Annotated in this window: 25 protein-coding genes; 24 read left to right on the top strand and 1 reads right to left on the bottom strand. The window is 28.0% G+C overall.

All coding sequences use genetic code 11. The features are described 5' to 3' along the window. Positions 1-122 precede the first annotated feature (122 nt). The 20 genes from BMY33_RS05420 to BMY33_RS05325 all read left to right on the top strand — a co-directional run bounded on the left by BMY33_RS05420 (position 123) and on the right by BMY33_RS05325 (position 21,704). On the top strand, positions 123-1,181 hold the full coding sequence (locus tag BMY33_RS05420) for a GumC domain-containing protein (protein WP_091406456.1): 1,059 nt from the start codon (positions 123-125) through the stop codon (positions 1,179-1,181). A 74-nt stretch (positions 1,182-1,255) separates the two neighbouring features. After that, positions 1,256-2,272, top strand: a complete 1,017-nt coding sequence (gene rfbB / locus BMY33_RS05415; RefSeq protein ID WP_091406454.1) for a dTDP-glucose 4,6-dehydratase — start codon at positions 1,256-1,258, stop codon at positions 2,270-2,272. Then, a complete protein-coding gene (gene rfbA, locus BMY33_RS05410; RefSeq protein ID WP_091406452.1) occupies positions 2,269-3,132 on the top strand; it encodes a glucose-1-phosphate thymidylyltransferase RfbA in 864 nt (287 codons plus the stop codon). Before rfbB ends, rfbA begins: the two co-directional genes overlap by 4 nt. Before the next feature lie 2 nt (positions 3,133-3,134). Continuing rightward, positions 3,135-3,680 carry a dTDP-4-dehydrorhamnose 3,5-epimerase gene (gene rfbC, locus BMY33_RS05405; protein WP_091406450.1) on the top strand — a complete coding sequence of 182 codons (546 nt, stop codon included), beginning with the start codon at positions 3,135-3,137 and terminating at the stop codon, positions 3,678-3,680. Beyond that, positions 3,677-4,525 (top strand): dTDP-4-dehydrorhamnose reductase, encoded by an 849-nt coding sequence (rfbD, locus tag BMY33_RS05400; protein WP_091406448.1) that lies wholly within the window; start codon positions 3,677-3,679, stop codon positions 4,523-4,525. The genes rfbC and rfbD overlap by 4 nt, the downstream gene beginning before the upstream one ends. A gap of 262 nt (positions 4,526-4,787) precedes the next feature. Beyond that, positions 4,788-6,053: an O-antigen ligase family protein gene (locus tag BMY33_RS24000; RefSeq protein WP_091406446.1), complete on the top strand. Its 1,266-nt coding sequence runs from the start codon at positions 4,788-4,790 to the stop codon at positions 6,051-6,053. After that, positions 6,050-7,276 carry a lipopolysaccharide biosynthesis protein gene (locus BMY33_RS05390; RefSeq protein WP_091406444.1) on the top strand — a complete coding sequence of 409 codons (1,227 nt, stop codon included), beginning with the start codon at positions 6,050-6,052 and terminating at the stop codon, positions 7,274-7,276. The genes BMY33_RS24000 and BMY33_RS05390 overlap by 4 nt, the downstream gene beginning before the upstream one ends. Then, complete coding sequence (locus tag BMY33_RS05385) at positions 7,269-8,426, top strand: glycosyltransferase family protein (protein ID WP_091406442.1); 1,158 nt, start codon at positions 7,269-7,271, stop codon at positions 8,424-8,426. Before BMY33_RS05390 ends, BMY33_RS05385 begins: the two co-directional genes overlap by 8 nt. 238 nt (positions 8,427-8,664) lie before the next feature. Beyond that, positions 8,665-9,567 (top strand): glycosyltransferase family protein, encoded by a 903-nt coding sequence (locus BMY33_RS05380; RefSeq protein ID WP_139195594.1) that lies wholly within the window; start codon positions 8,665-8,667, stop codon positions 9,565-9,567. After that, positions 9,564-10,259, top strand: a complete 696-nt coding sequence (locus BMY33_RS05375) for a YceI family protein (RefSeq protein ID WP_091406438.1) — start codon at positions 9,564-9,566, stop codon at positions 10,257-10,259. The genes BMY33_RS05380 and BMY33_RS05375 overlap by 4 nt, the downstream gene beginning before the upstream one ends. A 36-nt stretch (positions 10,260-10,295) precedes the next feature. Continuing rightward, entirely contained in the window at positions 10,296-11,138 is an 843-nt protein-coding gene (locus tag BMY33_RS05370) for a glycosyltransferase family 2 protein (RefSeq protein WP_091406436.1), read from the top strand. 46 nt (positions 11,139-11,184) lie between these two features. Further along, positions 11,185-12,477, top strand: a complete 1,293-nt coding sequence (locus BMY33_RS05365) for a hypothetical protein (RefSeq protein ID WP_091406434.1) — start codon at positions 11,185-11,187, stop codon at positions 12,475-12,477. Positions 12,478-12,560: 83 nt separating this feature from the next. Beyond that, positions 12,561-13,688 (top strand): MraY family glycosyltransferase, encoded by a 1,128-nt coding sequence (locus BMY33_RS05360; RefSeq protein WP_244542983.1) that lies wholly within the window; start codon positions 12,561-12,563, stop codon positions 13,686-13,688. Between the two features lie 205 nt (positions 13,689-13,893). Next, positions 13,894-14,766 carry an N-acetylneuraminate synthase family protein gene (locus BMY33_RS05355; RefSeq protein ID WP_425284219.1) on the top strand — a complete coding sequence of 291 codons (873 nt, stop codon included), beginning with the start codon at positions 13,894-13,896 and terminating at the stop codon, positions 14,764-14,766. Beyond that, on the top strand, positions 14,763-15,923 hold the full coding sequence (locus tag BMY33_RS05350; RefSeq protein ID WP_091406430.1) for an acylneuraminate cytidylyltransferase: 1,161 nt from the start codon (positions 14,763-14,765) through the stop codon (positions 15,921-15,923). The genes BMY33_RS05355 and BMY33_RS05350 overlap by 4 nt, the downstream gene beginning before the upstream one ends. Positions 15,924-15,933: 10 nt before the next feature. Then, positions 15,934-16,956 (top strand): hypothetical protein, encoded by a 1,023-nt coding sequence (locus BMY33_RS05345; protein WP_091406428.1) that lies wholly within the window; start codon positions 15,934-15,936, stop codon positions 16,954-16,956. A gap of 16 nt (positions 16,957-16,972) precedes the next feature. Continuing rightward, positions 16,973-18,412, top strand: coding sequence for a lipopolysaccharide biosynthesis protein (locus tag BMY33_RS05340; RefSeq protein ID WP_280139525.1), 1,440 nt, complete (start codon positions 16,973-16,975; stop codon positions 18,410-18,412). After that, entirely contained in the window at positions 18,409-19,587 is a 1,179-nt protein-coding gene (locus BMY33_RS05335) for a glycosyltransferase family 4 protein (protein ID WP_091406423.1), read from the top strand. Before BMY33_RS05340 ends, BMY33_RS05335 begins: the two co-directional genes overlap by 4 nt. Before the next feature lie 51 nt (positions 19,588-19,638). Continuing rightward, positions 19,639-20,439 carry an FkbM family methyltransferase gene (locus tag BMY33_RS05330; protein WP_170837011.1) on the top strand — a complete coding sequence of 267 codons (801 nt, stop codon included), beginning with the start codon at positions 19,639-19,641 and terminating at the stop codon, positions 20,437-20,439. Between the two features lie 68 nt (positions 20,440-20,507). Beyond that, positions 20,508-21,704, top strand: coding sequence for a hypothetical protein (locus BMY33_RS05325; RefSeq protein WP_139195593.1), 1,197 nt, complete (start codon positions 20,508-20,510; stop codon positions 21,702-21,704). Here BMY33_RS05325 and BMY33_RS23380 read toward each other — a convergent pair whose 3' ends face one another. Next, complete coding sequence (locus BMY33_RS23380; RefSeq protein WP_170837010.1) at positions 21,705-21,923, bottom strand: hypothetical protein; 219 nt, start codon at positions 21,921-21,923, stop codon at positions 21,705-21,707. Here BMY33_RS23380 and BMY33_RS23960 point away from each other — a divergent pair. From BMY33_RS23960 to BMY33_RS05305, 4 genes are all read left to right on the top strand, one after another. Then, a complete protein-coding gene (locus tag BMY33_RS23960; RefSeq protein ID WP_342028417.1) occupies positions 21,883-23,049 on the top strand; it encodes an O-antigen ligase family protein in 1,167 nt (388 codons plus the stop codon). The two genes, BMY33_RS23380 and BMY33_RS23960, sit on opposite strands and share 41 nt — an antisense overlap. Next, complete coding sequence (locus BMY33_RS05315) at positions 23,046-24,092, top strand: glycosyltransferase family 4 protein (RefSeq protein WP_091406416.1); 1,047 nt, start codon at positions 23,046-23,048, stop codon at positions 24,090-24,092. Before BMY33_RS23960 ends, BMY33_RS05315 begins: the two co-directional genes overlap by 4 nt. Positions 24,093-24,356: 264 nt before the next feature. Then, positions 24,357-25,391: a GDP-mannose 4,6-dehydratase gene (gene gmd / locus BMY33_RS05310; RefSeq protein WP_091406415.1), complete on the top strand. Its 1,035-nt coding sequence runs from the start codon at positions 24,357-24,359 to the stop codon at positions 25,389-25,391. Further along, positions 25,375-26,283, top strand: coding sequence for a GDP-mannose 4,6-dehydratase (locus BMY33_RS05305; protein ID WP_091406414.1), 909 nt, complete (start codon positions 25,375-25,377; stop codon positions 26,281-26,283). Before gmd ends, BMY33_RS05305 begins: the two co-directional genes overlap by 17 nt. Positions 26,284-26,396 lie beyond the last annotated feature (113 nt).

The raw sequence follows: 26,396 nt of genomic DNA, 5'->3' as shown, positions 1-26,396 counted from the left end.
AAAATCATCTTATACTATTTAAGCGGGAATAATTATACTTAAGACTGTTATATATATTTCTCAAAAGGCATTACCTTTGCGCAAATATTATAAAAACTGATAGGTAATATTTATATTTTACTATGAGCACGAATAAAGAAAACACTTCGGAAGAAATAGATCTAGGACAATTATTTAAGATGATCGGTGATGGTTTTAACAGGCTATTTAGATTCATTGGAGATATATTTAAAGGTATTTTTCATCTATTAATTGTTTTTCTTCAATTTATACAGATACATTTTTTAAAATTTGTAATTGCTGGAATTGTTGGTTTAGGAATTGGATGGTATTGGGATTATGTTTCCGAAGATGTATATAGATCTTCCATGATTGTAGAGCCTAATTTTAATAGCACTCAACAGCTTTATAATAATATAGAATTTTACAATGAGTTAGCAAAAGAAGAGGCTTATCAAACACTAGCATTTTCTTTAAAAATATCAGATAAAGAGGCAGAAAACATAACAAAAATTGAAATAGAATCATTTACAGATGATAATCAAAAACTAAAATATTTTAGTGATTTTGTTTCTACTTTAGACTCAATCTCTAGGGTTAATTTTAATTATGAAACTTATTTGAAAAATTTTAACAACATCAACTCTAGGTTCCACAAGATAGAATTAAAATCAAAGAATCCTGAAGTTGCAAAAAAGTGTCAAAATGCCATTGTTCGCTCAATTGAAAACAATAATTATTTTAATATTCAGAAAAGAACTAATGAATTAAATTTAAGAATTAGTGATTCTGTAGCAAAAAAACAATTAGTCGAAGTTGATTCTCTTAGATCGTTTTATCAAAAGTTAAAACTGCTAGAAATTAAAAAACCAGAAAGCTCAGGAAGTACGAGCATTAATTTGAGTTCTGATAATCAAAATTTAGACCGTTCTGAAATTGCTTTGTTAAATGAAGCTAAAATACTTAATGCAGAAATTATTAGATTGAATCAAAAAAAGGCAGATTCGGAAAATATTATTAACGTTATTTCTGATTTTCCAAATAAAGGGGCGTTGGTAAATGATTTCTTTTCTAAAAAGAAAGTATTGTTACCGTTGAGCTCAATTTTGTTGACTTTCTTGTTTCTTATTTTAAAATCTATAAATAGATTTTTAAAAGAATATGAAAAAAAAGATTCATAAAATTAAAGTTTCCGATTATAATGTAGTTTATAAATTATTTGAATAACCAATCATTAGAAAAAAGATTTAATAAAATGAATTCAATATTAGTAACTGGTGGGGCGGGTTTTATAGGTTCTAATTTCGTCCCCTATTTTTTAGAAAAAAATAAGGATATAAAAATAATCAATGTAGACAGGTTAACATATGCAGGAGATTTAGATAATCTAAAGGAATTAGAAGAAGAACGATACAGTTTTGTTGAAGGGGATATTTGTAATAGAAATCTTATTGAAAAAATATTTTTAGAAAATAAAATAGAAGGGATTATTCATTTTGCTGCTGAATCACACGTAGATAACTCGATAAAGGACCCTGCTATTTTTATAAAGACGAATGTTTTGGGGACTTTTACTTTACTGGATATCGCTTATAAGTATTGGATGGATGCTCCATTTACTGTAAAAAAAGATAAAAATGACTTTCGGTTTTTACATATATCTACTGATGAGGTATATGGTTCTTTAGGAAATGAAGGTCTTTTTACAGAGAAAACACCATATGCGCCGAATAGTCCATATAGTGCGTCTAAAGCTTCTTCAGACATGATAGTTAGAAGTTATTATCATACATTTGGTTTAAATGTTGTAACTACGAACTGTTCTAATAATTATGGACCAAAACAACATGACGAAAAATTAATACCAACAATTATTAGAAAAGCCATTTCTGAGGAAAATATCCCTATCTATGGAGATGGAAAGAATATTCGAGATTGGTTATATGTTTTAGATCATTGCAAAGGAATAGAAACTGCTTTTAGAAACGGAATAAGTGGCGAGACATATAATATAGGAGGACTTAATGAAAGAAATAATAATTATATTGCTTCTAAAATCTGTCAGATATTGGATGAAAAAATTCCTCGAAAAAGTGGAAAATCCTATAATGATCTTATAACTTATGTAAAAGATCGTCCTGGACATGATTTACGTTATGCAATTGATGCTTCTAAAATAGAAAACGAACTGGGTTGGAAAGCTGATGAAAATTTTGAGACAGGAATAGAAAAAACTATCTCTTGGTACCTTAAAAAATACAATGCTATATGAAAGGAATAATACTCGCAGGGGGATCTGGAACAAGATTACACCCTCTTACTTTAGCTGTTAGTAAACAGCTCATGCCGGTATATGATAAGCCCATGATATATTATCCATTGTCAACATTAATGTGGGCAGGGATTAAAGAAATTCTTATTATCTCAACCCCACATGATTTACCATCATTTGAAAAACTTCTTGGAGATGGAAAGGCATATGGTTGTAAATTTGAATATGCAGTCCAAGAAGAACCTAATGGGTTAGCAGAAGCATTTATAATTGGTGAAGAATTCATTGGAAACGATAAAGTTGCACTTATTTTAGGGGATAATATTTTTTATGGAACAGGTTTGGCAAAGCTTTTGCAAGCTAATAGTGATCCGGAAGGGGGTATTATTTATGCATATCACGTACATGACCCTGAACGATATGGAGTAGTCGAATTTGACGCTAATGGAAAAGCAATTTCTATTGAGGAAAAGCCAAAGAAACCTAAGTCAAATTTTGCAGTGCCTGGAATATATTTTTATGATAACAAGGTAGTCGATATTGCAAAAAATATTATACCAAGTGACAGAGGTGAACTTGAGATTACTGATATAAATAAAGCTTACCTGGAAAAAGAGAAGTTAAATGTTAGTATTCTGGATAGAGGTACAGCTTGGTTAGATACAGGTACGTTTAACTCTTTAATGCAAGCATCACAATTTGTTCAAGTAATAGAAGAGCGTCAAGGTTTAAAGATTGGGGCAATAGAGGAAGTGGCTTATAGGATGGGGTATATTACTAATAATGAGTTAAGAGAATTAGCCAAGCCATTAATTAAAAGTGGCTATGGTAAACATTTGATGAGCATTTTAGAAGATTAGGGATGATAGCAACGGAAACTAAACTTAAAGGTTGTTTTGTATTAGAGCCGACCATTTTTAAAGATGAAAGAGGTTACTTTTTTGAAAGTTATAACCAAAATAAGTTTAATGAACTTATTGGTAAAGAAGTTAATTTTGTACAAGACAATCAATCTTTTTCAACAAAAGGAGTAATTAGAGCATTACATTATCAAATTGGAAAATACGCCCAAGCTAAGTTGGTAAGAGTTTTACAAGGAAAAGTTATAGATGTTGCAATAGATTTGAGAAAAGACTCCGTAACTTTTGGAGAGCATATTGCTATAGAATTAACAGGAGAAAATAGAAAACAATTATATATTCCTCGTGGCTTTGCGCATGGTTTTTCAGTTCTTAGTGATACAGCTACTTTTTTTTATAAGTGTGATAATTTTTATAATAAGGCTTCAGAAGGAGGTATCATATTTAACGATCAATCACTTAATATAGATTGGGGTTTGTTGTCTGATCAAACAAAAGTGTCTGAAAAAGATATGATTTTGCCAACTTTCGAAAATGCTCGATTATGAAAAATATATTAATAACAGGTGGTAAAGGTCAGTTAGCTTCTTGTATTAAGGATCGAGAAAACCATATAAAAAATTATAATTTTTTATATGTTGATTATGATGAACTAGATATTACTTCAGAGAAAGAAGTAGTTACTTTTTTTGAGATTAATGATATAGCATATTGCATTAATTGTGCAGCCTATACTGCAGTAGATAAGGCTGAATCAGAAATAGACTTAGCGACTAGGGTTAATGAACTAGGAGTGAGTAATTTAGTTAAATCTTGTAAGAGTAGTAATGCGGTTTTCATACAGATATCAACAGATTTTGTTTTTGAAGGAAGTCAATCTATACCTTATACAGAAGAAGATAATACAAACCCTATTGGGATTTATGGTTTAACTAAGTTAAAAGGAGAGAAAGCAGCTTTATCATTAGAAAAACATTTTATACTTAGAACGTCTTGGCTATATTCTGAACATGGAAATAATTTTATGAAGACTATGATTAGATTAGGTAAAGAAAAAGATCAATTAAATGTGGTTTGTGATCAAATAGGTACTCCAACATATGCAGGAGATTTGGCTGACTTTATTCTGAAATTAATTATAGGAAAAAGTAGTAAAGCGTTTGGTTTATACCATTATAGTAATGAAGGAGTAGCCAGTTGGTATGATTTTGCAAAAGCGATTTTTCAGGAAAGTAATACAAGTATTAAAGTATTACCAATAAATACCGAAGCGTATCCTACACCGGCAAAAAGACCAAGTTTTAGCGTAATGGATAAGATAAAAATAAAAGAAGTATTCAAAATTGAGATTCCATATTGGAGAGATAGTTTAAGGAAATGTTTGGGGAAGTAAAACTTGTTTTTAGTTTATTATAAATAACAATATTTGTTTTTTATTTAAGCAATATCAAGTAGTTGTTTTAACCGTGGAACATGATAAATTTAAAAGCCTAATATTGACTTATTAAAAACTGACACCATTTTGTTTATGATGTAAAAAGTTTCTTTCCTAAGAATTAACTGATAGATTGTAGTACATATAATGAGCTAGATAATTTATTTTAACAATTTTATAATTTAAGTTTTACTCTTCTAAAAAGAGAGCCTTATTGAATATGAATAAATATGAATTGAAAGACATACCATATTTCTTATTGGTTTTATTGTCATTTTTTCCTTTGATGCCTTATGGTATAATATCAGTTATAACAATATTGTTTGCGTTATCAACGGTCCTTTTTTATGGAAAAAATGTTTTAGAAAAACTGAAATCTAATAGAATAAGATATTTTTTTTTGAGTATTGCTTTTTTTCTAGTATTAATCCTAACAATTTCTTATTCTTCAAATAAAGAATCAGCTTTAAACGAGATTAGGAAAAACTTAAACTTTTTGATATTTCCTTTAACATTACTACTGTTTTTTCCTAAACTTAGTAGAAAGAAATTTGAAAATACAATAAAGGCTTTTGTAGCATCTTGTCTTGTTCTTTCAGTATATCTGTTAATTGTAATATGTATTTATACGTATTACAATTTACATATTAGATCGTTATTTGATTTTCCTTTTAGAGATATAATAAGTGGTAAAACCTATTTAGATTTACATCCTACATATGTATGCTTATGGTTTGCTTTTAGTATATTTTTTTTAATAAAAGACATCAAAAATCATAATAAAAAAGTTATAAAGACGCTATATATATTATCCATTATAATTTTTTATGCTTTTGTTATATTACTTGCTGCTAGAACTGTATTTATAGCAATTAATTTGAATTTTTTATTGTTGCTTTTTTTATTAAAAAATAAAGGGGGTATTATTAAAAAAATCAAATATTTAGTAATCTATTCGATAATCATTATTGTTGCTTTCATAACAATCAAAAGGTTCGGTATTATTGAATATAGATTTTTTGATGAGGTGAGAATTTCGAATTTAAAAGAACCAAAAGGAAGAAAACCAACTTCTCTTAGTTTAAGGTATGGAATATATAATTGCGATTATCAAATATTTAAAAACAATTTGTTAACCGGCGTAGGTGTTGGGGATGTACAAGGTAAATTAAATGAATGTTATAAAAACTATAGAACTAGTGCATTTAAAAAGAGAAAATTGGATTCACATAATTACTTTTTTTATTTAAGCTTATCGGGAGGAATATTTTGCTTGTTGCTGTTTTTATATATGTACGGTAAAAATGTTTTTATATCTATAAAAACCCAAGACTATCTATATTTTTCTTTTCTTGTACTAATTTTTATTTGTTGTTTAACAGAGAATGTATTGAATCGGGTTCATGGCAACCTGTTTTTTTCTCTATTCAACTCTGTGTTTATTTTAAACTACCTTTCAAATAATCACAGAAATATAAAGTTATGAGATTTTTACATTCGGCTTTTTTAAAAAATGTATTAGTTCTCTTTAGTGGAAATTTTCTTTTTCAATTAATAAACATTTTTTCTTTAATTTTCTTATCTAGATATTATACACCCTCTATTATTGGGCAATATGCGGTTTTTTTGAGTGTAAACACTATTATTAGCACTTGTGGGACAGGAAGATTGGAAATGGCTATTATGTTGCCAAAAAAGAATGAAGAGGCTTTTAATGTTTTTATTTCTTCTTTTTGGATAATTGTAGTAATTTCTTTGAGTACAGGATTTGGTGCATTTTCTTTGTTCATTTCAGGTGTTTTGAGCGATAGAGTTTATTTAGTATACATATTGCCAATTAGCATTTTTTTATCAGCACTCTCATTACTAAAAATACAGTTCTTAAACAGGCTTGGTAAGTTTAAAACTATTAGTAGAGGTAAAATTGTATCTTCTTCAATAACCGCATTTATACAAATTCTTTCTATTTATTATTATAAAAATATAATATTGATAGTTGTGGCTTTTCCGTTTGGTTTGTTGTTTTCAAATATTTATTATTATCTGGAACTTAAGGGTAATTTGAATGGTTCTCTGTTTTCTATGGAAAATATAAAACAAACCTTAAAGAAATACAGAAAGTTTCCTTTAATAAATAATACGAGTTCTCTGTTTAATATAATTGCTAATCAAGGGCCTGTTGTATTAATTGAGGTGGTTTTTGGTAGTAGTATTTCTGGATTTTATTCTGTAGTACAAAAAACTTTGAACGCTCCAACTAGTTTAATTGGAATGGCTTTTTCACAAGTATATTATAAAAAAATTGCATCAGAGAGTTCTGAGGAAAAAACAAAAAAGTTTTCAAGAACTACAGTAAAATATTTTTCACTAATGTCTTTGCCAATCTTAGTTGTAATTATTTTATTTTCAGATTATTTGTATACAATGGTATTTGGTGATGCGTATATTATTAGTTCTAGAATGGCTAAAATAATGATAATCTTTTTTTTAATTAGATTAATTGTCGTTAGCCAGAACACATTGTTTATTGCCAAAGGAAGATTAATGCTTGATTTAAAATTTAATGTACTTTATGCCATAAGTGTTTTAAGTCCAATCTTATTAGCTGATTATTTGAATTATAATTGGATGACTACTATTATTTTAATTACAATTTTTGGAACAACAACCTTTTTAGGATTGTTATATTTTATTTTGAAAAATGAATAGCTTTAAAATAAATAGTACGTCTATCTTACTGATTACGGTATTTGTTTCATATTATTTAATGTATGTTTTTCTAGTTCCTACTCAAGAGAATCCTGATGAAACCAGACATTGGAGGAATATTTTTCATCAGGATATAGTATTTAAAAAAACTGGTGATGGCGATTTATATTATGTTTTCCAAAAACAAATAGCGGATTTGTTTGATTTGAAATATGATAAAAACCTTAATTATTTGCATGTTAAGGAAAGGAGAAATCCAGATTTCCAATATTTCAAAAACGTTTATAGGTATCAACATAATTCGATTTTTCCTAGGTCTGATATTTTGATTTTTAGACTGGCCAATTTAATTGTTTTAATACCACTGTTTCTGTGGTTCTTGCAAAAACGAGAAAACAGATATTTATTTTTATTAGCTTTATGCATTCCAGGATTTGTTTGGTTTTTAAGTTGTTTGAACTCTGACTTGTTTAATATTGCTATGGGTATAGTAGTTTTTAATGTTAGGAAAAGAGGTTTATCTCTTCTTATTGGATTGTTGATATTTTCTTTTTTTGCATTAGACAGATCTATAATATTGCCAATATTAGCATTTACGTTTTATTTTATTTTCAAAAGGTTTTTTCAGAAAAAAACTTTGAAGATTGTATTTTGGTTTTTTTTATTTTCTTCTATGATTTTATTTTATGATTTGTCAAAGTATATAGTAAGTCATAACTTTAATTATGAACCAATAAAATCGATTTTTACGCTGTCTTTTTCGTTTTATGGTTTATTGGGCAATATGTCTATTAGAGCTACTTTTATTGAATATGTCATTTTTATTTTATTAATGTTGTTTTTGGTAATAAAAATAAATACTATAAAAAAAGGACATTATAAATATGATGAAATAAAGGATGTTGGAAATTTGATAGCGATTTTTTTTATATTATGGTTTTATCTTTTAAGCTTAGTGCCAACTTGGGATCAAGGAAGATACTTTTATCCTATTATATTTTATTTCTTGTTTTTGTTTAGGGAGTTGTTCATAGGAAGAAGAAAGAAATTTGTCTTAAAGTTTTTGCTTTTAAGTTTGGTTTTAAATGGATTTATGCATTTAAAACTTTTGTATGTGTATTTCAAACATATCAATTTTGAATTGATATAATTTTAGTAAAAGATAATAAATGAAGAAGAAACAAATTTTGTTTATGGTTAGCAATAATTCTATTATTGATCCTTTTTTACATTCGCAACTATTAGATATTTATGAAGGTTGTAAGCTGTTTGAACAATATTTTATTTTTTGTGGTAAGGAAAAAGAAAACTCCCTTAGATATGCTAATATCATTGATAACGGTAATTCTAAAAATAGTTTTATTAGATATTGTGTTTTTTACAAAAACTTGTTTAAAGCATTGTATAAAAACAGAAAAAATGAAGTAACAATTCATCTAAGAGGCTTTATCTCTGGAATTATTTTTTTCTTCTTACCAAAGATATTAAAGAAACAGGTGAAATTTGTTTATGATCCAAGGGGAGCAGTTATTTATAGTTTGGAAGAGAAAACACCTTTTATTAAAAAAATGAGATTACTGCTTAGATATATCGATAGGACTTTGATTAGCGAATCTCTTTTTACTATTGTAGAATCTAAAAAACTAAAAAAATTAAAGATTAAACTTTACCCTGGTACTGAAAGCAAATACCTTTTGTGTTATAACAGTTCTTCTTTAAATGAATCAAATGAGATTTTGGATTTTAATTCATCTAACGAAATTAATTTATGCTATCCAGGGAGTATAAATCATTGGCATGATATAGATGAAATTCATAGAGTATTTAATCATTTGGTTAAAATTCTAAATCATGATATTATAAACATCTATATTTTAACTAAAAATGATAATAAGGCTTTAATTGAAAAAAAATTCAATGAAAATTCTAAATATAATTTAACTGTTAATTTTGTACCATATCATTTACTGGACCAAGAATTGGAAAAAATGGATATATGTGTTTCCGTTGTAAAACCAACAAAATCTACCGTGATTACCTCACCTATTAAAATAGCTGATTTTGTTATAAAAAATAAAAAGTTCATATTAAACAGGGGAATAGGAGATTTTGATGATTTTTTTGATATTAAGAATAGCGCACTTTTATTTGATTATGGAGAAGAGCTAAATTTTAATTTAGAAGATTTAATAGAATTAAACCCTTCAAGAAATAAAGAGATTCAACATTATTTGAAAATTGATACGAATAGAGAAAATATAATTATGAATTTAGAAAAACTTTTAAAATGAAAAAACAATTGTTAATCGTTGCCTCATTTTTAATTATTACAATAATTGGTTGTAATAATAAGAATGGATCTCAAAACAAAGAAATAAACAAATTAGATAAAGTAGACAAAATTGAGGAAGAAAGTGCCGACGATGACAAAGAAATTGATACTTTACGATTGATTAGTTGGAGATCTCACTTAGCTTGGAGAGGTTCTTCATCGGTAAATTCTCATTCTGGTAAAATAATAATAGATTCTGGTTATGTAGTTTTGAATAAAAAAAAGAAAATACTTGGCGGAAAATTTTTTTTAAACATGAATTCAATAACTGTTGCTGATTTGAAAGGGGAAGAAAAGGAAATACTTGAAAATCATTTAAAAGGTCATACAAAAGAAAAAGAAGATCATTTTTTTAACTCCAAAAAATATCCAACTGCTGTTTTTGAAGTAACTAATAATTTTATAGAGGATAATGAAAACCTATTAGAAGGTGATTTAACCCTAAAGGGAACCAAAGATTATGTAGAAGCTTTTCCTATAGCTTTTAGTAAAGAGGCAGGTAAGTTAATTCTATCTTCTGAAAATTTTGATATTGATAGGACAAGATGGGGAGTGAATTATGCATCTAGTTCAATTTATGATGATCTAAAAGATGAGATAATAAGAGATTTTATAAAGGTAAGAATAAAAGTTTATTTTGATTATAATTAAATAATAAGGCAATTAAAACTTTTATAAACAGAAGAAATGAAAGAAAGTAAAAAAGAAGTTTTTATAACCAGTACTATAGTTCTATACAATAATGATATTGAAGTAGTTCAGAAAGCTATCAATAGCTTTTTAGATACTAGCATAAAGGTAGAGCTTTTTTTGATCGATAATTCTCCGTCCGATTCTCTAAAAAAATTAGTAAATGATCATAGAATTAACTATTTCCATAATCCTTCAAACCCTGGGTTTGGAGCAGGCCATAATATTGCGATAAAAAAGGCAATATTATCTAAATCGGATTATCATCTTATTTTGAATCCAGATGTATATTTCGATAAAGGAGTTATTGAGAGTTTATTGGATTACTCACAATCGGACAGTTCTATAGGTATAGTAATGCCGAAAGTTCTTTATCCTAACGGAAATATTCAATATACCTGTAAATTATTACCAACTCCAATTGATCTATTTGTAAGAAGATTTATACCTTTTGATAAAATAAAACAAAAAATGGATTATAGATATGAAGTTAAATTTTCTGGTTATGATAAGATTATGGATATTCCTTTCTTGTCAGGTTGTTTTATGTTTTGTAAAACTTCGGTTCTAGAAGAGTTTGGTGGGTTTGATGAAGCTTTTTTTATGTATTATGAGGATTTAGATTTAACAAGAAGAGTACATGGTAAATACAAGACTATGTTTTACCCTAAAGTTCATGTTTATCATATTTTTGAAAGGGCATCTTACAAAAATAAATTACTTCTTAAAAAACATATAAAGTCTGTATTTACTTACTTTAATAAATGGGGATGGTTTTTTGATTTTGATAGAATCAAGATTAACAAAAGAGTTATAAAGAATATAAAGGAAATTGGATAAAATATTTGTGTAAATGTGATAAATTTGCAGAGTTATACAATCATTTATGGAGAAAAAAACAATCCTACTAGGACTGAATGAGTTGAATTTTGATTATATAGGGTTTTATGCAAATAAAGGCCTATTACCTAATTTTAAAAAGGTTTTTGATGATTACGGTTATATAGAAACTACTTCAGAAAAAGAATATGAATTGTTAGAGCCCTGGATACAATGGGTAACAATACATACCGGTAAAGATTATAAAGAGCATAAGATTTTTAGGTTAGGTGATATTGTAGAAAGAAAAGATTTAAAACAAATTTTTGAAATTGCTGAGGAAAAAGGATTGACTGTAGGAGCTATTAGTCCTTTTAATGCGGATAATAGGCTTAAAAACCCTAAGTTTTTTATTCCGGATCCCTGGACACAAACAAAAGCTTCTGGCGAAAGTTTTGTGAAAGATGTTTCTCGGGCGGTTTCTCAGGCAGTTAATGATAATGCTAAAGAAAGTGTTTCTAAAAAATCTATAATTGCAATATTAAGAACCTTGCTCAAAGTTGTAAAACCTTATTCTTATATTGAATATTTTAAGTTGTTGATCTCAATAAAGTCAAGGGTTGGAGTTAAGGCAGTTGTTTTAGATAAACTTTTAGGGGATACTTTTATACAACAATGGAAGAAACATCAACCAGACTTTTCTAATCTTTTTTTGAATACAGGTGCCCATTTTCAGCATCATTATATGTTTAATTCTGCGGCTTATCAAGGTGCGCTTAAGAATCCGGAATGGTATTGCCCAACGAAACAGGACCCTTTAATTGAGATTTTAAAGGAATATGATAGTATAATTGGAAAATTATTAAAATTAAATGTTAGGTTAATTATTTGTACAGGATTACACCAAAAACCTCATAAGCATAATACTTTTTATTGGAGACTAAGCAATCACAGTGATTTTTTGCAAGAATTAGAGATTAAAGGAATTAAAAAAGTTACTCCAAGAATGTCCAGAGATTTTTTAATAGAATTTAATTCTAAAGAAGATGCAAAAATAGCTGAAAAAATAATGGAAACCTATTATTCTAAAATTGATAAGATCAAAATTTTCACTATTGATAATAGGGAAAAAAGTCTTTTTGTAGAACTTACATATTCATATGATATTGGTGATAATTTTACAATAAATGGTAAAAAAGAGATCATGAATTTCGAAAAAAATGTTGCTTTTGTAGCGATTAAAAATGGAGAACATGATCCTGTTGGATATTATGCGGATACAGATAAAAAGTTTGAAAAAGAAAGTGAATCAATTGAGTTAAAAAAAGTTTTTGATAATATCGTTGACGCATTTAATTGATTTTGTTAATTAGTATTTAATATTTGATCGAACTTAATTATTATCTTTGATACTTTATATCAACAGTAATTAAAAGAATTCTTTTGCAGCTATATTATCCATTTCTATTTTTCATTGGGGCTTACATTCTTACCTATTTTACCATTCCAAAAATCATTGGTTTGGTAGAATATAAGAACTTGATGGATAATCCAAATATTAGAAGTTCTCATGTTAAGAAAACTCCCACTTTAGGAGGAGTTTCTTTTTTTTATACACTTATTTTTGCATTGTTTTTTCTACATAATTGGGATAAATATGACGAAGCTATCTATTTTATACCAGGTTTAACAATCTTATTTATAGTTGGATTAAAGGATGATTTATTGGTGCTTTCTCCATATACTAAATTAGCCGCACAATTTGCTGCGATTATTTTCATTTTAAGTAATGAAAGCTTTAGAATTACTACTTTAAATGGTTTTTTGGGAATATATGAAATACCAACGTATGTGTATTATATGGTTGGTGGATTTATGATGTTAACGATTATAAATGCTTATAATTTGATTGATGGTATTGATGGACTAGCATCTATTGTTGGAATTGTTATTTTAATGATTTATACGACTATTTTTTATTTAACAGAAGAATATTTTTATGTTCTTATTTCATTAGCTCTAAACGGCTCTTTAATTGCTTTTTTAAGTTATAACCTATCTTCTAATAAAAAGATTTTTATGGGAGATACTGGTTCTTTAATTGTTGGTTTTATTATAAGTACATTAACACTGAAGTTTTTAGCATTATCTCCAGAATCCTATAATAATTTGCCATTCCTTTTAGAAAATATACCATTGATAGCTATTAGTATATTAATCGTGCCGTTATTTGATACCGCAAGAGTATTTACAATAAGAGTGGCTAACAAAAAAAGCCCCTTTTCACCAGATAGGAACCATACACATCATATATTGTTAGATACTTTTAAATTATCACATAAACAAGCAAGCTTTATTATCGGTGGTTTTAACTTGATCTTTGTGATATTGATGATAATTTTAGGTAGTACTTCATACAATTTTTATTTGGTGCTGTTTCTTATAACTTTTGTTGTTGTTATGGCATATCTTTTTTATAGGTTTGACTATAGTTTTACTAATATTAAAAGGAAAATTTTGTTCAAAAGAAAAGTAAGTAAATTGAAGGGTGGTATGAAAAAGAAAAATTAACAAATCGGATAAAAACTCTTTACATAGAACAAAGTACTCGAGAAACAATTCATCACTACATAGTAAATATTCATTTAAAAGAAATCTATAACATATTTTAGGTATTTTTGATCTTTTAATCTAAAATCAATTCTCGTTTGTTTATAATATACAGAGAATAACAATAATTATTAATCTATTACGTAATAGATTAAATATAATGAATATGGAGTATAAAAAACCGAAAGTAATTGCGGAGATAGGTTGCAATCATAAAGGAGATATGGATATAGCCAAAGAGCTATTACGCCTTTCAAAAGAATGTAATGCTGATGTCGCTAAGTTCCAAAAGAGGAATAATAGAGAGTTACTTACCGAACAACAATATAATGCTCCACACCCCAATCCAAGTAATTCCTATGGAGATACTTATGGAGCGCATAGAGAATTTCTTGAGTTTTCGGTTGAACAACATAAAGAACTTAAGAATTATTGCGATCAAATAGGGATAGAATATTCTACCTCAGTTTGGGATGTTACTTCCGCACTAGAAATGATTACTTTTAATCCATCTTTGCTAAAGGTTCCTTCTGCGTGTAATAATCATTTTGATATGCTACGTGTATTAAGAGATGAATATACTGGAGAGGTACATTTATCATTTGGTATGACAAACCAAGATGAAGAAAAACAAATTATATCCTTTTTTGAAGAAACAGATCAAGCAAAACACAGATTAGTTATTTACTCGTGTACATCAGGATATCCGGTGCCATTTGAAGATGTTTGTTTATTGGAAATTTCTCGATTAAAGAATGAGTATGGTAACAGAGTAAAAGATATTGGGTTTTCTGGACATCATTTAGGTATTGCCATTGACAATGCCGCTTATACGTTAGGAGCAACTTGGGTGGAAAGGCATTTTACTAAAGATCGAACCTGGAAAGGTACTGATCATGCGGCTTCTTTAGAGCCAACAGGATTAAGAAAGTTATGTAGGGATTTATTCGCAACTTTTAAGGCATTGAATTATAAAAAAACAGAAATTCTAGAAATAGAACAGGTACAAAGAGACAAACTCAAGTATCGCAAACAATGAAAACCATTGCATTCATACCCGTTCGAGGAGGCAGTAAATCCATTCCTTTAAAGAATATTAAGGAGTTTTGTGGTAAGCCATTGGTATATTGGACTATTAAAGCCGCTGTAGAAACTAAGTCAATTGATGAGGTTATTATCGCCACAGATCACGAACAAATAGAAACTGAAGTAAATTCTTTTGGTTTTAATAAAGTATCTGTATATAGAAGGAATAGCAGTAATGCTCAGGATAGTTCGTCAACAGAGAGTGTAATTTTAGAGTATTTAGAAGTAAGAGAATTAGATAAAAAAGATGCATTTGTTTTGATTCAAGCGACATCACCTTTGTTATCAGCAAAAGATTTAACTGCTGGAATTAAGATGTTTGATAAACAAGAGTATGATAGTGTGCTTTCTTGTGTGTTATCAAAACGTTTTTTTTGGAAAGGGAATGGTGATCCTATAAATTATGATCCTTATAGTCGACCTAGAAGGCAAGATTTTGAAGGAATATATATGGAAAATGGGGCTTTTTATATAAATACTGTTGGAAAGATTAAAGAATCAAGTAATAGACTTTCGGGTAATATAGGAATATGTTTAATGCCTGAATATACGGATGTAGAACTTGATGAAGAAGATGATTGGCAGAGGGCAGAAATTTTAATGAAAAAGTATATACTTCCTGAACAAACAAAGAAAAAAATTAGATTATTTATTTCTGATATAGACGGAGTATTGACCGATGCCGGAATGTACTATAGTGAGAATGGAGACGAGTTAAAGAAGTTTAATACTCATGATGGAATGGCTTTTCAATTGATCCGTGAAAGCGGAGTAAAAACAGCTATTATAACATCAGAAAATACTGAGTTGGTAAAAAGAAGAGCAGATAAATTGAAAGTTGATTATTTATATCAAGGAAAACGAGATGGAGGAAAACTATCCGCTGCTTTAGAAATATGTGAAAAAGAAGGTGTTACGATTGAAGATGTAGCTTATATCGGTGACGATATTAATTGTTTTGAATTATTGAGTGCAGTCGGGTTAGCAGCTTGTCCATCTAATGCTTTAAGGAAGATTAGGAATATTCCAGGAATTATAAAACTATCTAGAAAAGGAGGAGAAGGTGTTGTTAGAGAGTTTTATGAAGAAGTTTTAGCAAAAATTCTTTAGATAAACTTTTATGAAGGCAAAACTTATAATAGCTTCTCCTTTACAGTTGATTAATGCTATTGAAGCAAAAGAACATTTAGAGATTAAAAGTACAGATATTACTTTTTTTAGTGATGGAAATATCACTAATGAAAGACAGGTAAAATTGTTACTAGAAGAGCTAAAAATTAAGACAGCCCTATCAATTATTAAAATACCAAAAAATCTAAATTTCTTAGAAAGAATGTTATTTTTAAAAAATTTAGAAAAACATAAGTTATATAATAACTACGAGTATATTATTATAGGTCATTTCAGATCTATATACCAAGCTGCTTTTGCAAACTTATATAACACAAAATATATTTGTGTTGATGATGGAACAAGAACGTTAGATGATATCTCTTTTTTAAACAGGTTTGGTTATAGCACAAAAGCTTTTAAACTAAAAACATTGCTGTATGCTTTTTTTTCAGTGAAACCATATCTATTATCTAAGAAATATACTTTTTTCTCATATTATGCTAAGAAAGTTGAAGTGAAAAATCATGTCCACGTATTAGAGAATACTTTTTCTTACATGAGAAGTCTCAAAAGTAAAAAGAATTCTAAAGTTGAAAAGAAAATTGCTTTTGTTGGACAAAGTCTAGTAGATTCTAAATTGCTAACGTTAGATTTTTATCTTAGTTTATTGAATAATATTGATGACTACTATAAAAAACGATACCCGGAAGGAATTACAGTAGAATATTATGCACACAGAAATGAATCTGATGAAGTTTTAGAGTTAGTTGCAAAAATGCCTAATTGGGTGATCATAAAAAATAAATTACCATTAGAGTTACATTTTTTGTTCTCTTCTCAGTTTCCTGAGGAAGTTGGGCTATTTTTCTCATCAGTTGCTGAGACATTATCAATTATTCTGGGGGATGAATTAAAACTCAGATCTTTTTTTATTCCTACGGATAAATTATTATATAGAAAATCGGAAATCAATAATCTTTTTGAAACGAATCGAAATTCTGAAAATATTCAATTAATTAATAATTATTGATGAAATACTTAATGAGTTGAGTCAAAAAAAACTTCTTAAAAATTCTGGAATTTATAGCATTTTAATGCTATTTCAAAAAGGGATTAATTTTATTCTAATCCCTGTGCTGACAATTTATTTGTCCACATATGATTATGGAGTTGTAGCTATTGTGATTGCAATCAATGCATTTCTGAATGTATTTTATTTATTATCATTACCCGGTACGTTAAATAGGTTTTATTACGAATTTAAAGATGATCAAGAAAAGATAAAAAAACTGTTCGGAACTATAATTACTTTTGTTTTGTTCAATAGTTTTGTTGTCACCGGAATTATCTTTTTGGGAAGAAAATGGTTGTTATTACCATTTTTAGAAAATGTTGATTTTTTCCCTTTTATGGCTCTTGGTCTTGTATCTGTAATTTTTAATCCCTGTTATGCAATATATCAAAGTTCATTACAAGCTAGACAAGAAGGCGTTCGTTTTGGAAAAAATAATGCAATATTTTTTTTAGTAAATATTATACTCCTATTAACAAGTGTAATTTTGCTAGATATGGGAGCTAAAGGAGTTTTGGGTTCTTTAGCAATAACCAATATTATTTTCTTTATCTATACTTTATCAAGGTTTAGGAAAGATATAACCTTTGGAATTGATGTTGATATACTTAAGAAGTCTTTAAAATATGCCTTTCCATTAATCCCCCATACCTTATCAGGAGTTACGACAATGCTTATTGATAGAATAATCATTAATAAGTTGTTGAATACATCTTTAGTGGGGATTTATAGTATTGGAAATAACTTTGGTAGCATTGTTTTTTTAATTGCTTCAGGAATAAATCAAGCATTTGTCCCTTGGTTCAATCAAAAAATAAAGGATAATGACCAAAAATCAATTCCAGAAATTGCAAAGTTGCTTATTGTTTTTTATAGTGTAATCGCTTTAGGATTATCTTTTTTTAGCAAGGAAGTAATTATGTTAATTACACCAAAAGCATATCATGCTTCTTGGATAGTAATACCTTGTATTTCTTTTGCATTTGTATACCATGGTGTGTATTACTTTTTCGCAAGCGCTTTGTTTTATGATATTCAAGGTCGAGGAAATCGTATTATTCCCGTATTTACAATACTAGCGGCAGCAATAAATATTGTTCTAAATATCACATTAATTCCTCGATATGGGATTTTTGGAGCAGCGGTAGCCACATTGATCAGTAAGTTTTTATTATCAGTATCTCTTAGTTTTTTTTATAATAAATTTGTTCAAATAAAATACCCTGTACTATATATGGTTTTAATGCCTTTAGGGTTTTACATCGTTTCACTTTTAAGCTATATGCCATATTTTGATGTGTATCATTTTTTAAGTTTAAAAATCATCATCTTTGTTGTTGTTTTGTTTTTGTGTTTTTTACATTTTAAGAAAAGAATAAAAACGTTATTTAAACAAAAGAGAATATTCTATTGAAAGTTTTAATTGTTAATACATTATATGAACCTTATAAAGTAGGTGGTGCGGAAATCTCTGTTCAATCTATTGCGGAAGGTATGGTGAAGAATGGAATAGAAGTAGCGGTGTTGACTTTAGGGGAAAAAACTGAAAAAACTATTATAAATAATGTACTGGTTTATCGATTAAAAATAGAAAACTTATTTTGGCCCTTTAACGAAATAAACTATTCAAAAATTAAAAAATTAAAATGGCATTTTTCGGATATTCATAATAAAAAGTATGACAAGAATATTGATAAAATTATTGATGAATTTTGTCCAAATGTAATTCACACGAATAATCTTACTGGTTTTTCTGTGGCAATTTGGGATATTGCCAAAAGGAGACAAATCAAAATAATACATACACTTAGAGATTATTACTTACAATGTCCTAAAACCAATAAGTTTAAGAACGATAATTGCGAAAAACAGTGCGCAGAATGTTTGTTTTTTTCCATTATGAAGAAGGCGAAGTCTCAGCTAGTTGATAGTGTCGTGGGAATTAGTAATTTTATATTAGAAGATCACATAGATAAAGGATATTTTAAATATGCGCTTAAGAAAGTAATTTATAATGGATTTGATACTAAAAAAGAGATATTATCAAATTCGGATTTTGAGAAACATACTTTTCTGAAATTTGGTTTTATTGGACAAATAAATAAAGCAAAAGGAATTGAAGTATTAATAAGAAGTTTGGAGGAACTTAAGGATTACGATAACTGGAAACTGTTCATTGCAGGTAATGTAGATCCATCGTATAAGGACTATCTATTATCGTTTTTACCTGATGAAAAAGTTGAATTTATGGGGTATATGAAACAAGATACTTTTTTTGACATCATAAACGTTTTAATTGTACCATCCTTATGGGAAGAACCATTCGGAAGAGTTGTATTAGAAGGACTTTTAAGTAATGTTCCTGTGCTAGGTAGCAAAAAGGGTGGTATAAAGGAAATATTAACGGGTAATTCAAAGTTTACATTTAATCCTTTTAAAGAGGATTTAAAAAGTTTACTACAATCAATATTAGAAAACCCAGAGGAGTTAAATACTTTTAATATTGATATAAACGATTTCCACAAGTTATATTCTTTAGAGTGTATGATTGATGCATATGTAAAAACATATAAGGAATTAAAAAAATGATTTCATCTTTCTTTACAAAAGAATGGTTTTGAAATTAATAGAATGAAATTAATGGAAAAAAATAAAAAGAACATAAAAAACTTATTGCCTGAAAGTGTTTTTTTTGGATTAAGAAAAATAAAACTCTTTCCTCAAAACACTAAACTTATTTTAGCGGGGGTTTATTTTACGTATTTTATTAAAAAGTACAAGAATAATGGAGTTTCTATTACAATACCATTCTCACTTACTGATTTTAAGTTTAGAGGGCGATTTGTTTTTAACAATTATGAAACTGAAGAGGCAGAATATCTTTCTAAATATTTACCCCCAGAGGCAACAGTTATTGAGTTAGGTGGATGTTTAGGATTTGTATCTTGCCTAACTAATAAAATACTTCTAGATAAGAATAAACATATAGTTTTGGAAGCGAATCCAAATTTGATACCGTTAATTCAAAAAAATAAAGAAGATAATAACTGTTTTTTTTCTATTGAAAATTTAGTAGTAACAAAAGAAAAAGAAACTCAATTTTATATTCATGATTTAATTGTCGGAGGAAGTTTAAAAAGAAAAACAGGAAAACAAGTCAATATTGAAGGTACTACTTTTGATTCATTGAGGAGAAAGTATGATGTTGATTTTGACACTTTGATAATGGATATTGAAGGTGGAGAATTAGAGCTTTTTAGAAATCATAAAGAAGAAATCAAAAAATTTAAAATGATATTTTTTGAAGTTCATCCGTTTGCTGGTATATTAACCAAGGAAGAAGCTCAAGAATGTGAAGAAATTCTTTTGGGACTTGGTTTCAGAATAGTAAAGAGAGATGGACATTTTCAGGTTTGGGAAAAGTTTTCTCTAAATCATTAAGTAGAATTTAAAAACGTAAATTTACCAAGACTTAAAGGTATTAGATAAGTTTAATAATATGATGATTAATGAAAATTAGTTTTAATCTAGAAGGTGTCACTTTTTACATAGTTCTTCTATTAGGCATTTTCAATTCGGTTTTTCGTTATTATCTATTAAATACCCCATTTTTCCCCATTGTTTATATCTCTCAACTATTAATGCTTATCGTTGTTGGTATTCATTTTATATCTTTTTTGAATCAAGTTAAGGTCAAGAGAATTTTTCTAGTATTGGCCATTATGATTTTTCTGGCGTTATTTGTGGGTGTCATTTATACAAAAACCATTCTTCAGGTATTTATGGGAGTTTATATTCTAATACCACTTTTTTATGGTTTTGTAATGTATCCTTTTTTTGAAAGAATATTAAATAATAAAGAATTCTATACGATTATATTAATTATAGGAATTTTAGGTGTATTACTTAACGTTGCTTTTATTTTTCCTTGGGAAGGTTTTAAGTATGAGGTCTATGGAAAAACTATTGAAGGGAATCGTTTTTGGACATCTTTAGGTACAAGAAGGCTTTCTGGATTAGGAAGATCTTCATTTGAAACAGCAGGATATATACTTTTTCTAGGGATTATGTATATCTTAAGGAATTTTAAAATTAATCTTATCTGGATATTAGCTGGGATTGCTATTTATTTTACTGATACTAAAGGAATTTTAATTGCATATGTTATTATTTCTTTACTAGTAGTACTTTGGAATTATATTTCGGACTCTTCAAAAAAAATTGCATTGATTACGATATTATGTATTAATCTTGCGCTTCCTTTACTTTCTTGGTCATTTTCTATTGATGATATAACTAGTGTTAAATTTTTAAGGTCCTTTGAAATGAGATTAGAAGGTACTTGGCCGGAAGCATATAGATTAATTTCAGAATCAGGAAATTTATTAACAGGAAGAGGAATAGGAGGTATAGGAGTGCCACAAAACATTTTTGAACCAGAACTATCCCATCCAGGGGATAATTTGTTTGTATATCTTATAGCTATTTTTGGTATAGGAGCATTTGTTATATACGGTTTTTTGGTAAGAGGCGTTTACAATAAGGAAGTAACAAAAACGGAAATATACAAACTATTCTATATACTTTCAATGTATGTGTTTGGTTATGGAGTAACTACAAATGTTATTGAATTGCCAGTAATGAGTATATGTCTTGGATTGGTTTTTAGGTATTGGGTAGATGATAAAAATTATGAAATTAAATAACTATAAATACCTCTTCGGATTAGAGTCAGAGTTTAGTATAAATAGTTTGTTTTTAATATGTTCATACGTGTTATCTATTTTTCCATTATTATCTTTTGGAATTAGATCGATACTTATTGCGGTTTGGGTTTTTTTAGGAATTTTATGTCTGATAAAGAGTTCTTCCTTTTCAACTATAATGGATAAAACAGATAAGTCAATAATTGTCTTTTTATCCACTTCTTTTGTTCTTTTAATTTTTAGTTTGTGGTATACTGAAAATATTTCTGATGGGGTGAAAAGGTTGGTTCAGATGTTCCCAATAGTTTTGATTCCCATAATATTTTATTTAAACAAGCAGATTTTTACAAAACAAAGAATTGATTGGATTGCTAATTTGTTTTGTTTGTCAGTACTAGTCTTTGTTTTATATCAGATTTTATGGTTAGGGTTTAATTTTGATATTTTAACAAATGATCTCAGTCTAACAGAAATTAAAAGAAATAATTTACATCATTTAAATAATATAAACCAGGATCAAATTCAACAGGTAAAAATAAGAAGATTAAGAAATTTTATCACAAAACTTGTTGATTCCCATCCTATTTATCAAGGTTTATGGATGTCGTTTGTAATCTATTTTAATTATCATCAGCTGAAGTTTAGCGTGAATTCTGTTTTGCAAAAGATTGTTAGAATATTTATAATTTGTTTGATGTTTTTTTGGATGCTTTTAATTTCTTCCAGAATGCCTCTGATAGCAACTTTTATTGCTGGAATCATGACAGTGATACTATTTAGGCATTACAATCTTAAAAAAGTATTTTTGTTATGTGGTATTTCGTTTGGATGTTTTTGCATTTTATTGGTAACATTAAAACCAATGCAAACTAGGTTTGTAGAAATTTTGGATAACATTTTTATTCTTCCAACAAAAGGGAATGATATATATAATTACAATTCTACGAATGTAAGAGTTGGGATTTATTATTGTTCAGGAATCATTGCAAAGGATAACTGGTTATTTGGATTAGGGGTTGGGGATGTTCAAGAAAATTTATCAAAATGTTATGATCAAAAAATAGGAGCTGAAATTTATCAATGGAAGGATTATAATTCGCATAATCAATATTTGTTTTTTTTGATTAGTTCAGGAATTGTGGCATTATTTTCTTTTTGTTGTTTTCTTTTTTATTGTTTTAGAAAGGTTATACTACTTGGAAATAGCTACCTATTTTATGTTTTGATAATTATATGTATTGTTATGCTAACAGAAAATATAATTTCCCGTTCGGACGGAGTTTTATTTTTTGGTTTATTTACTTCGCTTATCTTATTGTCTTATAAAAATAAAACAGGAATATGATTTATGTTAATGCGAGGTTTTTAACACAAAAAGTAACAGGTGTTCAAAGGTATGCGATTGAGATATGTAAATTATTGCCAAATGAGATTTTAGGAAAAAAAATAGTCTTTCTAGCACCTCAAAAAGCTATATTGAATCCTCTTTTTAAAGAATTTAACTGTGTTGTTGTTGGAAAATTAGAAGGTCAATTATGGGAACAAATAGAATTACCTTTATTTCTAAAAAGAAGAGGTACCCCTTTGTTAATTAACTTTGCAGGAATTGGTCCTATTAGGTATAAAAATAAAATCATGATGGTTTATGATCTTGCGTTTAAGCATCATCCAGAGTGGTTTTCTAATAGTTTTCAGTTGACTTATAACTTGTTTATACCTAAGAGTTTAAAAAATTCAAAGCATATCATCACGGATAGTAATTATGTAAAAAATGATCTTATTAAGACCTATAACATTTTACCTGAGAAAATTAATGTTGTATATGCTGCACCTTCATCAATATTTGCACAAAAACAAATAAGTAAAGAACCTATAATTTTAATGGTCTCTTCTCTAGATCCAAGGAAGAACATGATACGTGTAATTAAAAGTTTTAATGAATTGGACATTTCACATAAGTTGATAATAGTTGGAGCAAGAGGCACTGCCTTTTCGGATTTAAAAATTCCAGAACTAGAAAAAAAAGAAAAGATAAAATTCGCTGGCTATTTAAACGATAAAGAATTGGTTGAACTCTATAATAAAGCGGAATTGTTTGTTTATCCATCATTATTTGAAGGTTTTGGTATTCCTCCCTTAGAAGCACAGAAATGCGGTACTCCTTGTTTGGTTTCAAATGTAACCTCATTGCCTGAAGTTTATCAGGATTCTGTGGAGTATTGTGATCCCAAAAGTGTTTCTGATATTAAAAATAAAATTCTTGAAGTATTAAATAATAATACTAAGAAAGAATTTTTAGTGTCAAAAGGTTTTATAAATGCGAATAAATATACTTGGAAGAAATCGGCAGAAGATTTTATTTTAATTATTAAAAATAATATGAGCTAAAAGTTAATTAAAATTACCCATATTAGTATGGTAATAGAAACAAGAAAAATTAATAGATGAGAACCTATATTATGAGAAATTGCTAGAGCAAGAATCAAACGTATGATTTGTCAAAGTAAGTACGTATTATTATTTTTAGAGCATTAGAAAGTTTATTCTAATATATGGTTTCTTTTCGATACTAAAATACTCTGTTCTGAGTTTACCTTAAAACATAAACTTTTGGATAATTGTAGTTTATTACGTACAAATTAGAAAAATATAATGAAAAAAGCTATAATCACTGGGATTACAGGTCAGGATGCGGCATATTTGGCCGAGTTGCTATTAACGAAAAACTACAAGGTGTATGGAACATACCGAAGAACAAGCTCGACTAATTTTTGGAGAATAGAAGAATTGGGAATACAAGATCACCCTAATCTTCATTTATTAGAATATGATTTAATTGATTTATCGAGTGCATATAGAATAATTGGAGAAGTAGAACCAGATGAAATCTATAATTTGGCTGCTCAAAGTTTTGTAGGAGTCTCCTTTACACAACCAATAGCTACTGCTAATATTACAGGAATAGGTGTTTTAAATTTATTAGAAGCGATTCGAACAATAAACCCTAAAATTAAATTTTATCAGGCATCAACTTCAGAAATGTTTGGAAAAGTTAATGCAATTCCTCAAAATGAAGAAACTCCATTTCACCCGAGAAGTCCCTATGGAGTAGCTAAAGTTTTTGCACATTGGGCGACTATAAATTATCAAGAATCATATAACCTATTTGCAACTAGTGGAATTTTATTTAATCATGAGTCTCCATTAAGAGGTAAAGAATTTGTGACGAGAAAAATTACAGATGCCGTAGCCAAAATATATTTGAAAAAGCAGGATGTATTGGAATTAGGAAATCTTAACGCTAAGAGAGATTGGGGGTATGCAAAAGAATATGTAGAGGGGATGCATATGATGTTACAGGCACCTGTTGCAGATACTTATGTGTTAGCAACAAATCAGACAAAAACTGTTAGAGATTTTGTTACTTTATCGTTTAAGACTGTTGGTATTGATATTGGTTGGGAAGGAAGTAATGAAAGTGAAGTAGGAATTAATTTAAAAACACAACAGGAAATTGTAAAAGTAAATCCACAGTTTTACAGGCCAGCTGAAGTAGATCTTTTAATTGGAGATGCATCAAAAGCAAAAGAAAACTTAGGTTGGGAAACAAAAACTACTCTTGAAGAACTAGCAGAAATGATGGTGAAAAGTGATATTAAAAGAAATACTAATGGCGGATCATTTTAACAAAAAGGTTTTTATCACTGGTATTACTGGTTTTACCGGGGTGCATTTAGAGAAATTCTTTCTAAATGAAGGCTGGAATGTATTTGGAACAAGTTTTCAAACGTCAAAAAATAAAAATCATTTTTTATGTGACATTACGAAAAAAAATGAAATTGATAAAATTATAAGGGATTTACAGCCAAATTATATAATACACACTGCTGCTATTTCATTCGTTGGAGATGTTAATCAAGAGCAAATGTATACGGTTAATATTTTCGGAACATTAAATCTTTTGAATGCTGTTGTAGAGTCTAATTTAGATCCTGAAAAGATAATTATTGTAAGTAGTGCTTCGGTATATGGAAGCTCTGGTCATACACTTTCGGAAGATATGTGTCCTTATCCAATTAATCATTATGGAAATAGTAAATTGGCTATGGAAAACATGGTTAAAACATATTTTTCTAAACTTAATATTATTATTACTAGACCATTTAATTATACAGGTGTTGGACAATCATTAGAGTTTTTAATTCCTAAAATAGTTTCTCATTTTAAGAATAAGAAGTCAATAATTGAACTTGGAAATTTAGAAGTTTATAGGGAGTTTAATGATGTTGACTATTTAGTGAGGTGCTATTATAAATTGTTGATATCAGAAAATACTGCGGAAATTGTAAATATTTGTACTGGTAGAACGAATAATATAGGAGAAGTACTTGCTTTTCTTGAAAAAATATCAAATCACAAAATAGAAGTTAAAGTAAATCCAAAATATATTAGAAAAAATGAAATAAAAATTTTGAAAGGGGATGCATCTAAATTATTTAGTTTTATAGGAGATATATCAAAAAAATACAGTTTAGAGGATACATTGACAAAAATGTTTAATTCAGAAACTTATACATAGCAACTTGATTTTCAGTGTTAGAAAAAAGAGTATATTAAAAATGTTTTCTATACTTAAATAAATATAGTTTATCAAAGTACTTCATTTCAAACAAAATTCCTTCTAATACTGAT

This window comes from Aquimarina amphilecti (assembly GCF_900109375.1).
GTDB lineage: Bacteria > Bacteroidota > Bacteroidia > Flavobacteriales > Flavobacteriaceae > Aquimarina > Aquimarina amphilecti.
Note: the sequence above shows the minus strand (reverse complement) of the source record. Positions and strands in the feature narration are given on the sequence as shown.